Genomic DNA, 12204 nt, shown 5'->3' with positions numbered 1-12204 from the left:
AGGAGGGTCCACGTGGCGGCAAAACTGACCGCGGCGATCATCGGATCGGGCAACATCGGCACCGACCTGATGTACAAGCTGGAGCGTTCGGAGGTCATCGAACCCCGATGGATGGTCGGCATCGACCCCGACTCGGAGGGCATGAAGCGCGCCGCCGACCACGGGCTCATCACGATGAGCGGTGGTGCGGACGAACTCCTCGGGTCGCAGGACAAGCCCGATCTCATCTTCGAGGCCACCTCGGCCTACGTGCACCGTGAGTACGCCCCGAAGTACGAGGCCGCCGGGATCACCGCGGTGGACCTCACCCCGGCAGCGGTCGGACCCGCGGTGGTCCCGCCGGCCAACCTGCGTGAACACCTCGACGCCCCGAACACCAACATGATCACCTGTGGTGGGCAGGCGACGATCCCGATGGTGCACGCGGTCTCGTCCGTCGTCCCGGTCCCGTACGCGGAGATCGTCGCGTCGGTCGCCTCGGTCTCGGCCGGTCCGGGCACCCGCGCCAACATCGACGAGTTCACCGCGACGACCTCGGCGGGAGTGGAGACGATCGGTGGTGCCCAGCGCGGCAAGGCGATCATCATCCTCAACCCCGCCGACCCGCCGATGATCATGCGCGACACCATCTTCTGCGCGATTCCCGAGGATGCCGACACCGACGCCATCGCGGAGTCGATCCACCGGCGCGAGAAGGAGATCCAGCAGTACGTGCCGGGTTACCGCCTCCTGCAGGACCCGCAGTTCGACCCGCCGAGCGTCCTGAACGGCGGCTACGCGCGCGTGTCGATCTTCGTGGAGGTCGAGGGTGCGGGCGACTTCCTGCCGCCCTACGCCGGCAACCTGGACATCATGACCGCCGCCGCGACCAAGGTCGGCGAAGAACTCGCGAAGAAGAAGTTGGGAGTCCCCGCATGAGCACCAACGTGGTTCTGACACCGCGCGACCCGAAGCTGATGGCGAACGCGCGCAAGTACTCCGACACTCTCGACATCCGCATCACCGATTCCTCCCTGCGTGACGGCAGCCATCACAAGCGCCATCAGTTCACCGAGGAGGAGGTCCGGGCGATCGTCGGCGGCCTCGACGAGGCCGGTGTGCCGGTCATCGAGGTCACCCACGGCGACGGCCTCGGTGGCTCGTCGTTCAACTACGGGTTCTCCAAAACCCCTGAGCAGCAGCTGATCAAGGCCGCGGCGGAGACCGCCAAGCGGGCCAAGATCGCCTTCCTGATGCTGCCGGGACTCGGGACCAAGGACGACATCCGCGCCGCGCAGGACAACGGCGGCCAGATCTGCCGCATCGCCACCCACTGCACCGAGGCCGACGTCTCCATCCAGCACTTCGGCCTCGCACGCGACCTCGGCCTCGAGACCGTCGGCTTCCTGATGATGAGCCACAGTCAGCCGCCGGAGGTCATCGCCAAGCAGGCCCGCATCATGGCCGACGCCGGCTGCCAGTGCGTGTACGTCGTCGACTCCGCGGGCGCGCTGGTCCTCGAGGACGTCACCGTCCGAGTCGAGGCTCTGGTCGCCGAACTCGGCAACGACGCGCAGGTCGGGTTCCACGGCCACGAGAACCTCGACATCGCGATCGCCAACTCGGTCAATGCGATCCGCGCGGGAGCCCAGCAGATCGACGGCTCCATCCGACGCTTCGGCGCCGGTGCGGGCAACACTCCCACCGAGGCCTTCGTCGGTGTGTGCGACAAGCTCGGCATCACCACCGGAGTCGACTTCATGAAGATCGCCGACGTCGCACAGGACGTCGTCCGGCCGGCCATGCCGTCGGAGTGCCTGGTGGACCGCCCGGCGATGATGATGGGCTACGCCGGTTGCTACAGCTCGTTCCTCAAGCACGCGGAGGGCCACGCCGAACGCTACGGCGTCTCGGCCGCCGAGATCCTGCTCGAGGCAGGCGCCCGCAAGCTGGTCGGCGGCCAGGAGGATCAGCTCATCGACATCGCACTGGAGCTGAAGAAGAAGCAAGACGCGAATGCCGGTGTCTGAGAGTCCCGATTCCGAGGGGTCCGGTTCCGGTTTAGACGCATCGAAGTACGGCCCGTGGGCGGTGATCGCCGGCGGTTCGGAGGGCGTGGGTGCCTCGTTCGCCCACCAGCTCGCCGACGCCGGGATCAACGTCGTACTCATCGCGCGTAAACCCGGACCACTGGAGGAGACCGCTGCCGAGGTCCGGGCCCGCGGTGTGCAGGCGCTGACCCTGTCGGTCGACCTGACCGCACCGTCGGCCATCGACGAGATCGTCTCCGCCACCGATGGTCTCGACGTCGGCCTGCTCGTCTACAACGCCGGGGCCAACAGCTACGGCGCAGACTTCGTGGAGGGTGACCTCTCGAAGTTCCAGACCGTCATCGATCTGAACATCACCGCCCAGCTCGCGCTCGTGCACCACTTCGGTGCCCGACTGCGGGCGCGGGGGAGTGGCGGGTTGCTGCTGGTCGGTTCCATGAGCGGTTACCTGGGCGGCAAGCACCTCTCGATCTACGGCGCGGTCAAGGCTTTCGGACGGGTGTTCGCCGAATCCCTGTGGCTCGAGCTGCGGGACCATGGCGTCGACGTCCTCGAACTCGTTCTGGGAGTGACGCGTACACCCGCGATGGAACGGGCCGGGATGAATCTCGGTGGAGCAATGAAAGTCAGTGAACCCGACGACGTCGCCCGCGAGGGTCTCGAGCACCTCGCCGACGGCCCGGTCTGGGTGGCCGGCGGGAACGCCCGCCGGGCGGAGAAGATCAACGGCCCCGACCGCCGCAGTCTGATCCTGGCGCAGCACGAAGCCATGCTGAAGTTGTTCCCGCAGAAGGTTGCATCATCTGCTCCTTGAGTAGCCCGGAGCTTGCGGAGGGCGTATCGAAAGGAGCCGTCCCCGTGCTCCCTGAGGTGCGAGGAGCGCAAGCGACAAGCCACGAAGGGCTGGTGAGCCAACACCCATGACCGACCACTATCGCGTCGGCATCACCAGCCCGATCGTCACGCGACTGCCGGGTGTCGCGGGCGAGTGGGAGGCCACCGCGGGGATCGCCGAACTCGCCGACATCGCCGCGGCGGCGGATGAGCTGGGGTTCGAGTACCTCACCTGCAGCGAGCACGTCGCGGTGCCCACCGAGATCGCCGGTCAGCGCGGCGGCACCTACTGGGACCCGTTGTCCACCTTCGGGTTCCTCGCGGGACGGACGCGGAAGATCCGGTTCCTCACCCAGGTGCTGGTGCTCGGGTACCACCATCCCCTGGAGATCGCGAAACGGTACGGGACGCTCGACGCCATCAGCGGGGGACGGGTGACGCTCGGCGTCGGAGTCGGTTCGCTGCGGGAGGAGTTCGATCTCCTCGGCGTCGAGTTCGACGGTCGCGGTGACCGCGCCGACGACGCGATGCGCGCACTGCGGGCCTCGTTGTCGGCCTCCGAGCCTGCCTACGAAGGCACCCATTACGAGTTCGGCGGCTCCATCGTCGAACCGTGTGCCGTCCAACAGCGGGTACCGATCTGGGTCGGCGGACGAACCCGGCGGTCCCTGCGCCGGGCCGTCGAGCTCGGAGACGGGTGGGTTCCGTTCGGGCTGGGCCGCTCCCGGCTCCGGGAGATGCTCGACGCGGTCGAGATCCCAGGCGGCTTCGAGGTCGTGCTCGGCGCCGGGCCGCTCGATCCGGAGGACGCCGACAGCACCGCCGCAGAACTGGAGAAGACCCGCGCCGCCGGTGCGACGATCGTGGGCGTGACGATCCGGGCAACGTCGGCCGACCACTACATCGGCCAGCTGCGACGACTCGCCGAACTCGGTCTGAAGGGGTGAACGCGATGACGATCGAAGAGCGATTGAGGCAGCTCGAGAACACTGTTCGGCTTCTTGCCGACGAACGGGAGATCATCCGCCTCGTCACCTCGTACGGACCACTCGTCGACAGCGGCGACGCCGAGGCGGTCGCCGCGCTGTGGACGCCCGACGGCATCTACGACGTCGACGGCCTCTTCATGCAGGGCCGCGACGACATCGTCGCGATGGTTCGCTCCGACGCCCACCAGGGACTCATCGCCCGTGGCTGCACGCATCTCCAAGGGGCGGTCCATGTGAACGTCGACGTCGACGAGGCGATTGCGGCCAGCCACTCGCTTCTGGTGTTGTCCGGCGACAAGGGGTTCCGCGTTCTCCGCGCCACCGCGCATCACTGGAGGTTCGTACGCACCGGGGCCGGCTGGAAGGTCGCCCGGCGTACCAGCCGTGCCCTGGACGGCAACCCCGAGGCGCATCACCTGCTCAACGCGGGTGCCCACGGAACCGATGTCGAGCCCCGTGCACTGCCCTGAGTGTTCAGGATCGACCGATGTGTGCCAGGAACTCCCGTGCCGCACCAGCATTGGGTTGAGGACCGGACGACCACACCGCCCGTAACTGACGTTCGAGATCGAGGTCGTCGATCGGGATACGGACCAGCCGTCGGTCGAGATCGTCGGCGACCGACAGGTTGCTGAGCACCGCCGGCCCGGCCCCCGCGATGACCGCGGCGCGCACCGACGCCGTGGTCGACAGTTCCAGCACCGGTGCGGTGACCTCGCGGGACGGTCCCAGCGCCCGTGTGAGAGCGCGTTCGAAGAACTCGCGCGTGCCCGAGCCCTCCTCGCGGGTCACGAGCGCGGTACCGGCGAGATCGGCGGCCCCGATCCGACGGCGGCTGCGCGTCCACGGATGATCGGGCGGCACGACGACGACCAGCTCGTCACGCGCGATCGTCCGGCTCCGGAGTCCGGGCGCCACCCGAGGTCCCTCGACGAACCCGAGTTCGACCTCGCCGTCGCGCACCAGCGAGCAGACGTGGTCGGAGTTGGCGGCGGTGAACGACACCTTCGGCGCGGGTTCGTGCTGGGCCGCGAAGGACACGAGCCAGCGGGGGAGGAGGTGCTCCGCGACGGTGAGACTCGCGGCCAGCCGCAGCTGATCGCGTCGTTCCAGCCGCAGCGCGGCGAGTCCGGCATCGAATTCGCCTGCCAGCGTGAGCAATCGGTCGGCCCACTCGGCGACGAGCCGGCCCGACTGGGTCGGGACCGATCCGCGCGGCGTCCGTGTCAGCATTCCGACACCCAGCTGGGTCTCCATCGCGCGGATACGTGCCGACACCGCCTGCTGGGTGACACCGAGCTCGGCAGCCGCCGCATTCAGACTGCCCGTGCTGACGACCGCCTGCAGGGTCTCCAACGAGGCGAGGTCGGGCATCCGCGGACTGAGAACCATCGCCCGAGGGTACAACCGCCGTTGGTACCCCGGCTACAAGCGACGTTTGTGACCTTCCAACGATTCGGGCTCTACCGGGGGCGCGGCATCCACGCGATCGTGGTGGTCATGACCACGATGACCGCTCGCCCGACCGGGACCGGCTCTCTGCCCGGCACCGCGCGCGGAGTGCGCGCCCGGGTCACCTACTTCCCGCCGAACTGGTTCGCGGTGGTGATGGGCACGGGGATCGTCGCGATCGCCGCGCACGGCCTGCCCTGGCAGCCGGCCGTCATGAGCGTCGTGGCCGCCGGGTTCTGGGTGCTGGCCTGCGTCGTGTTCGGGGCCGTGGTCGTCACCACGGTCGGACACTGGCTGACGGACCCCACCGTCGCTCGCAGCCACCACGACCACCGCGTCGTCGCGCACTTCTACGGTGCGGTGCCGATGGCGATCATGACCGTGGGGACCAGCACTCTCCTGGTCGGCGTCGGGGTCGTCGGCCGAGACGTGGCCCTCGGCGTCGATGTCGTGTGCTGGATCGTCGGCTCGTTCGGCGCCGTGGTCACTGCGCTGGTCATCCCGTACCGGCACCTGATCTTGCGGCGGGCTCACGTCGGGGAGGCGTTCGGCGGCTGGCTGATGCCGGTCGTGGCGCCGATGGTGTCGGCGTCGGCCGCGGCGATCCTGGCCGGTCAGCTCGTCGCCGGATGGGCACGGACCCTGGTTCTCGGCGTCGGGTTCGCGATGTTCGGCCTGGCGGTGGTCGCCGCGACGCCCATCCTGGTCGTCCTGGCCCGTCGGTTCCGGACCGGCGACCACGGCGCCGCGACCATGATGCCGACCTGGTGGATTGTGTTGGGCCCGCTCGGGCAGTCGGTCACGGCGGTGTGTCTGCTCGCCCACGTGGCGCCCGACGCTGTGTCCGCCTCGGTTGCGGGAGCGATGCACGAGTTCGCGGTCGCCTATGGGCTCGTCGTGTGGGCGGTCGCCACGGTCTGGATTCTCGTCGCCTCGCGGCTCACCGTCCGCACCGCTCGTGCGGGTATGCCGTTCGCGATGACGTGGTGGTCCTTCACCTTCCCGGTGGGTACCTACGTGACCGGTTCCTCCGCGCTGGCGCTCACCGTGGGCGGGATGGTGTTCGAGGTCGCGGCGGTCGCCGGTTTCACGGTGCTGGTCCTCGCCTGGGGTGTCGTCGCCGCCCGGACCGTCCGGGGCGTCGTCTCCGGTGAACTCCTCCGACTGCCGATCCCGGGATGTTGACGCCTGTCGCGGTCGTCAGGATCATCGGAAGGGCGCCGGAAGGTCGCGCTCGGACATCCGGTGTGCCGAGCACCCCGCAACCGGAAGGAGTCGCCATGGCAGACACTCAAGCGTGGACCGGAGGGGAAGCGAACGACGCCGACGTGGTGGAGCAGACGACGCCCGTCGACCCCGTCGACGTGGAATCCCCCGTCGGGTCGGAGGTGCCGTCGATCTCTCTCGAGGCCGATCCCGCCGACGTCGTCGAACAGGCGGCCGCGCTCGGTCCCGACGACCCCGACGAGTACCCGCCCGACGACGATCGGTAGAGAACACACGCACATGGCGCGTGTTTCTTCTACCGATCACGCGGCGTCACATCCCGGCCGGCGGATGTCCGAGGCAGATCAGCGCGCCCATCGGGTCCTTGATCGCCGCGAGCGTCCCGTACGGGGTGTCCTCACCGGGCATCACGATCTCGCCGCCGAGGGACTCGACCTGCTTGACCGTCGCCGCCACGTCGTCGACGGTGATGTAGATCTGCCAGAACGACGGCACCTCGTCGGGAAAGAGCTTGGCAGCGTCCATGATCCCGGCGTAGGACTCTTCGCCGTAGAAGATCTGGCCGTAATGGTCGGGGCCAACGGCGTCGGGGTCACCGCCGGTGCCGACCTCCTCGATGCGCGCGCCGAGCACCGCGCGATAGAAGTCGAGTGACTTGGCGTAATCCTTGGACTGGCATTCGAACCAGTACGGGGTGCCGTGATCGCCGAACTCGGAATAACCCTTGTGCTGCTTCGGCTGCCAGAAGCCGATGACCGCTCCGGCCGGATCGGTGGCGACCGTCATCGTGCCCTCGTCACCGATCGGCATGGGCGGGACCATGATGGTGCCGCCGGCCGATTCGACCGCGTTCACGGTGGCGTCCGCGTCCTCGGAATGCAGGTACACCGACCAGATGTTCGGCGGCCCGGCCTCTTCCATGGCGGGACTGAGCCCGGCGACCGGTTTGCCGTTCTTGAGAAAGTTCCGGTAGCCGCCGAACTCCTCGTTCGGTGTCTCCGTCTCCCAGCCGAAGATCTCGCCGTAGAACTGTTCGGCTCTCGCCGTGTCGCTGCTCATCAGGTCGAACCAGATCGGCGCCCCGGACGGGGCTGCGTACTCGGCCATGCTCGTATCCCTTCGTTGCCATGCGGAATGTTGCTGAACGACTGAGGTGGAGACTCTCAGCGTCGCGCAAACTCATCGCTCCGACAGCGGGTTGGGATGCTCCGGTGAGATCGATACCGGCGCGTGATTTCGATACGGCTCGTCGCAGGCTCCTCGCCTACTCAATCGGCGGGGGATGAGGCTTCGCCTATGCCGGCCGAGTAGTGCCGACCGAGCGAAGCGAGGACGGTGCGTATCGAGGTCCTCGCACACTCGATCAGCGCGAGACGGGGAGATGGCAATCTGGTCGGCATGACGACAGAACCGGGCATCGTCGACAGACTCCGCACCTTCGTGTGGCCTGCCGCCCTCGTCGGTGGCCTCCTCCTGGTGCTGTTCGCTCAGGTGGAGTGGGGAAGCACCGACGAGGGCGTACAACCGTCCATCACCGGTCTCGGGCGGGTGACCGTCCCGGGGGCGAGCGATGAGGACGTGGCCTTCTTCTTCGAGGACAACACCGACCGGCCCGGTCTGAGTGTGGTGATCCTCGGTGCGGTCATCGCGCTGGTCGCCGCGTTGGCGTGGTGGCGCGAGCGTCTCCGTCCGGCGGCGATCGGGGTGATCGGCCTGGCCGCGGTGGTCGCTCTGGTCGTGGGGCTCCGGACGCTGAGTGATCCGGCAACGCACCTGTTCTCCGACCGGGTCGCCGAGGCCCTCGACCTCGAACTCCCGACGATGCACCCGGGTTACGGGCTGCTCGGCACCGTGGTGGTCGCGGTGCTGCTGCTCGTCGTCGTGGGGTTCGCGGTCGCGACCTCGGTGTGGCCCGGACGGTCGGTGGGCCCGGTGGTGGTCAGCCGAAACGACGAATCGTCTTGATGGGCCCCATGTCCTTGACCTTGGTGAAGCCGATGGGCTTGCCGGTGGCGTAGGCGTTGAACACTCGGCCGCCGCCGGCGTAGATGCCGACGTGCCCAGCGTCGCGGCCGAAGATGATGATGTCGCCGGGGGCGAGGGCGCTGAACGGGATCGCGTTGCCGACCCTCGCCTGCTGCTGGCTGGTCCGCGGCAGTTTCACGCCTGCTGTGTGGAAAGCCCACTGGACGAGACCGGAGCAGTCCCAGGAGTGCGGACCGGTGCCGCCCCATCGGTAGGGCTTGCCGATCTGGGTCATCGACGCGCCGAGCGCCGCCAGACCGGTGGGGGTGGGGATGGGCAGGTAGATCGGTACCGAACCGGTGGAATCACTGGAGCCGGAACTCGACCCGGCCGCGGCGGCGCGTCCGGCATCGGCGAACGGTGAACCCACGAACGGCGCCGCGACGGACAGAGCGACAGCACAGGTGACCCGCACACAGCGGGTTCGCAAATCGGACATGACGCTCAGATTGACCGACCGAATACCCGCGTGTCGCCTTTAGTTCTCGACGTGTGATGAAGGTGTGACCGTTGTGATGCGTGAGGCTAAGGACAATTAATGATGCCGGTGGTGCTCAAATTCGACGCTCACCAATAACCGTCGGGATCGGTGGCGGGTGACTCCGGGGGAATGATCCCCTCGGCGACGCCGTGGTCGATACTCGCCGACAATCGGGCGCACGTCGGCATCATCGCACCGGGGAGCAACGGTCCGTTGCCGTCGTCACCGCCGGCGCGCATCTGCTCGAGGCCGTGGCATCGGTTCCGGGCGTCGGCGTTCCACTGCACGCTCGTGTGGTGAGCGCTGGTCTTCTTCACCAGCACGCACGCGTGGCAGGCGCGGCATTCGATCTCCCGCATGCCTCCCTGTAGGTAGTGCTCGCGGTCGCGCTGGGTCGCCGCGTGGACCCGGGCCGCCCGGTCGGGATCGTCGCCGAAATCGGGCGCCTTGGCCCAGTGTGCTCGTGACGCGGCCCGGGTCATCGTCAGACCTGCGCCTTCTCCGAGGAGTCCGTGGCGCCGTCAGCCGACTGTTCGGCCGCAGCCTTCTCGGCCTCCTGGCGCCGGAGGTTCTCCTCGATCTCGGCATTCCAGCTCTCGACCGCCTTCGAGGTGTCGATCTCGTATTCGAAGCGGCCGGTCATCTCCTCGGTGACGTCGGCCTTGTCGACGTAGAACTGCTCGTACCAGCGGCGGAGCTGGTACACCGGGCCGTCTTCCTCGACGAGGAGCGGATTGTCGATGCGGGTCTTGTTCTTCCAGATCTCGACGTCCTGCAGGAAGCCGACCTCGACGCCGGCGCTGATCTTGGTCGCCATCTTCGACGCCTGCTCGGCGGTGAGGCCCTCGGGCACCTTCGCCATGACGCCGTACATCAGGACGAACGAGTTCTCGTCGATCGGGTAGTGGCAGTTGGTCAGGATGGTCTCGACCGCGAAGCCGCCGTAGTACTGGACCATCGGGTTCAGCATGTAGGACGGACCGTAATAGGCGGCGATCGATTCGAGCCGGCTGTCGCCGTAGTTGGTGCCCAGCGTGACATCGGGGCGCCCGTGCGAATTCATGTACTGCGCGGCGATCTCGCCCTCGAAGACGTTCTTGAAGTAGTCCGGCAGGGCGAAATGCACGTAGAAGAAATGCGCCATGTCGACGACGTTGTCGATGATCTCGCGGCAGTTCGAGCCCTCGATCACGATCCGGTTCCAGGTCCAGTCGGTCCACTCCTCGGACCCGACCTCGGCCAGCTCCGGGATGATGACCTCTTCCGGCGGCGGGTTGCCCTCGGGGTCGTTGTAGACGAAGACCTGGCCGTTGCGGACCATCGACGGCCACGAGCGGGTCTTGGCGAGCTTGGGGTTGCGCTTGGCGTACGGGACGCCGGCGCAGCGGCCGTTGCCCTTCCACAGCCAGCCGTGGAACGGGCAGGCCACGTTGTCGCCGGACAGCTTGCCCTGCGACAGGTCGCCGCCCATGTGGCGGCAGTAGGCGTCGAGGATGTTCAGCTCACCCTTGGTGTCGACCCAGACGACGAGCTTGGTACCGAAGATCTGCACGGAGTGCGGCTTGCCGTCGTCGAACTCGCTGAACAGACCCAGGCAGTGCCACCCGCGGGCGAACCGGGTGGGCGGTGCGCCGGTGTCGATCTCCCGGATACCCACCTCGGCGTCGTCGGACGAACCGGGGGTCTTCGGGGTCATCGTGTCGGGTGCTGGTGACATGTGCCCTCTCCTGTCTGTGGCTGGTGTCGCGTCGAACCTTGCCACCAATACTAGAACACGTTTCAAATCCTTTGGGTGGATCGCTGTCCAGATTTCCGATCAGTGCTGTACATGGGCATAAAGTCCCGGTGCTCGACAGAAATGAGAACGTGTTCTAATCTCGAACTCGATGAGTAAGCGGCCGGCGCCGTCCGGCCGAGGGAGAGACAGGTAGGAGCAGGCGAGATGCCAGCACAACGGAGCGAAGCCGCCGAGCAGGTCCTGGAGAAGATCAACGCACTGCTCCCGGAGATCGAGCAGCGGGCGCAGGCCACCGAGGATCTGCGCCGAATCCCCGAGGAGACCGTGTCCAGCCTCGAGACGGCCGGCTTCTTCAAGCTGTTGCAGCCCGAGCAGTGGGGTGGATACCAGGTCGATCCGGTGACCTTCTACGAGGCCGTGCGGCGTATCGCGTCGGCCTGCGGGTCCACGGGTTGGGTGTCGGGCATCATCGGCGTCCACAACTGGCACCTCGCACTCTTCGACCAGCAGGCGCAGGAGGACGTCTGGGGCAAGGACCCCAACGTCCGCATCTCGTCGTCGTACGCGCCGATGGGTATGGGTGAGGTCGTCGACGGCGGCTACAAGGTCAACGGTTCGTGGGCCTGGTCGTCGGGCTGCGACACCGCCGACTGGGTGTTCGTCGGCGGACCGGTCATCAAGAACGGCAAGCCGGTCGACTTCGTCAGCTTCCTGATCCCGCGCGAGGACTACACGATCAAGGACGTCTGGAACGTCGTCGGTCTGCGCGGCACCGGCTCCAACACCATCGAGGTCAAGGACGTCTTCGTCCCCCGCCACCGCATGCTCAGTATGCGCACCATGTCGATGGGGCAGAGCCCGGGCCTCGAGCAGAACACCGCGCCGGTTTACAAGATGCCTTGGGGCACAATCCATCCCAGCACCATCGCGACTCCGATCGTCGGCATGGCCTACGGCGCCTACCACGCTCACGTCGAACACCAGGGCAAGCGCGTCCGCGCCGCCTACGCCGGCGAGAAGGCCAAGGACGATCCCTTCGCCAAGGTCCGTATCGCCGAGGCCGCCAGCGACATCGACGCCGCCTGGCGCCAGCTGTCGGGCAACCTGCAGGCCGAGTACGACCTGATCCTCGCAGGCGATGAGGTTCCCATGGAGCTCCGTCTCGCGGCCCGTCGCGACCAGGTGCGTGCCACCGGCCGGGCGATCTCCGCCATCGACCGTCTCTTCGAGAACTCGGGCGCCCACGCACTCGAGAACGGCACTCCGATCCAGCGGTTCTGGCGCGACGCCCACGCCGGACGCGTGCACGCCGCCAACGATCCGGAACGCGCCTACGTCGCATTCGGCAACGGCGAGTTCGGGATTCCCATCGGCGACACGATGGTCTGACCCTTCGAGACGCTCGCAGGCTCGCTCCTCAGGGAGCAG

At 67.5% G+C, this 12204-nt stretch carries 14 protein-coding genes; 9 read left to right on the top strand and 5 right to left on the bottom strand.

Translation table 11 applies throughout. The features are described 5' to 3' along the window. The first annotated feature begins 12 nt into the window (after positions 1-12). The 5 genes from OK17_RS02905 to OK17_RS02885 all read left to right on the top strand — a co-directional run bounded on the left by OK17_RS02905 (position 13) and on the right by OK17_RS02885 (position 4323). On the top strand, positions 13-918 hold the full coding sequence (locus OK17_RS02905; RefSeq protein WP_006865400.1) for an acetaldehyde dehydrogenase (acetylating): 906 nt from the start codon (positions 13-15) through the stop codon (positions 916-918). Continuing rightward, entirely contained in the window at positions 915-2009 is a 1095-nt protein-coding gene (gene dmpG / locus OK17_RS02900; protein WP_006865399.1) for a 4-hydroxy-2-oxovalerate aldolase, read from the top strand. The genes OK17_RS02905 and dmpG overlap by 4 nt, the downstream gene beginning before the upstream one ends. Then, positions 1996-2844 carry an SDR family NAD(P)-dependent oxidoreductase gene (locus tag OK17_RS02895; protein WP_461416622.1) on the top strand — a complete coding sequence of 283 codons (849 nt, stop codon included), beginning with the start codon at positions 1996-1998 and terminating at the stop codon, positions 2842-2844. The genes dmpG and OK17_RS02895 overlap by 14 nt, the downstream gene beginning before the upstream one ends. Before the next feature lie 106 nt (positions 2845-2950). After that, positions 2951-3811, top strand: coding sequence for an LLM class F420-dependent oxidoreductase (locus OK17_RS02890; protein ID WP_232716542.1), 861 nt, complete (start codon positions 2951-2953; stop codon positions 3809-3811). Between the two features lie 5 nt (positions 3812-3816). Next, positions 3817-4323: a nuclear transport factor 2 family protein gene (locus tag OK17_RS02885; protein WP_461416621.1), complete on the top strand. Its 507-nt coding sequence runs from the start codon at positions 3817-3819 to the stop codon at positions 4321-4323. Positions 4324-4327: 4 nt separating this feature from the next. On the opposite strand, the gene OK17_RS02880 is transcribed toward OK17_RS02885, so the two are convergent. Beyond that, positions 4328-5245 (bottom strand): LysR family transcriptional regulator, encoded by a 918-nt coding sequence (locus OK17_RS02880; RefSeq protein ID WP_461416620.1) that lies wholly within the window; start codon positions 5243-5245, stop codon positions 4328-4330. A 48-nt stretch (positions 5246-5293) separates the two neighbouring features. Between OK17_RS02880 and OK17_RS02875 the strand changes: the two genes are divergently transcribed. Further along, positions 5294-6490: a TDT family transporter gene (locus OK17_RS02875; RefSeq protein ID WP_461416619.1), complete on the top strand. Its 1197-nt coding sequence runs from the start codon at positions 5294-5296 to the stop codon at positions 6488-6490. Between the two features lie 95 nt (positions 6491-6585). After that, positions 6586-6798: a hypothetical protein gene (locus OK17_RS02870; RefSeq protein WP_461416618.1), complete on the top strand. Its 213-nt coding sequence runs from the start codon at positions 6586-6588 to the stop codon at positions 6796-6798. A gap of 46 nt (positions 6799-6844) precedes the next feature. On the opposite strand, the gene OK17_RS02865 is transcribed toward OK17_RS02870, so the two are convergent. Then, positions 6845-7639 carry a VOC family protein gene (locus tag OK17_RS02865; RefSeq protein ID WP_461416617.1) on the bottom strand — a complete coding sequence of 265 codons (795 nt, stop codon included), beginning with the start codon at positions 7637-7639 and terminating at the stop codon, positions 6845-6847. A gap of 291 nt (positions 7640-7930) precedes the next feature. Here OK17_RS02865 and OK17_RS02860 point away from each other — a divergent pair, with 291 nt between their 5' ends. Next, positions 7931-8497: a hypothetical protein gene (locus OK17_RS02860; RefSeq protein ID WP_461416616.1), complete on the top strand. Its 567-nt coding sequence runs from the start codon at positions 7931-7933 to the stop codon at positions 8495-8497. Here OK17_RS02860 and OK17_RS02855 read toward each other — a convergent pair. The 3 genes from OK17_RS02855 to OK17_RS02845 all read right to left on the bottom strand — a co-directional run bounded on the left by OK17_RS02855 (position 8472) and on the right by OK17_RS02845 (position 10755). Then, the gene (locus tag OK17_RS02855; RefSeq protein ID WP_461416615.1) at positions 8472-8996 is read right to left on the bottom strand and encodes a C40 family peptidase; all 525 of its coding nucleotides are present in this window, start codon (positions 8994-8996) and stop codon (positions 8472-8474) included. The two genes, OK17_RS02860 and OK17_RS02855, sit on opposite strands and share 26 nt — an antisense overlap. Before the next feature lie 128 nt (positions 8997-9124). Further along, positions 9125-9520, bottom strand: a complete 396-nt coding sequence (locus OK17_RS02850) for a hypothetical protein (protein ID WP_006865389.1) — start codon at positions 9518-9520, stop codon at positions 9125-9127. A gap of 2 nt (positions 9521-9522) precedes the next feature. Next, positions 9523-10755 carry a Rieske 2Fe-2S domain-containing protein gene (locus OK17_RS02845; RefSeq protein WP_232716558.1) on the bottom strand — a complete coding sequence of 411 codons (1233 nt, stop codon included), beginning with the start codon at positions 10753-10755 and terminating at the stop codon, positions 9523-9525. 225 nt (positions 10756-10980) lie between these two features. Here OK17_RS02845 and hsaA point away from each other — a divergent pair, with 225 nt between their 5' ends. Further along, positions 10981-12165 carry a 3-hydroxy-9,10-secoandrosta-1,3,5(10)-triene-9,17-dione monooxygenase oxygenase subunit gene (hsaA, locus tag OK17_RS02840; protein WP_232716561.1) on the top strand — a complete coding sequence of 395 codons (1185 nt, stop codon included), beginning with the start codon at positions 10981-10983 and terminating at the stop codon, positions 12163-12165. Positions 12166-12204: the final 39 nt, after the last annotated feature.

Source organism: Gordonia sp. GN26 (genome assembly GCF_054823965.1).
Note: the sequence above shows the minus strand (reverse complement) of the source record. Positions and strands in the feature narration are given on the sequence as shown.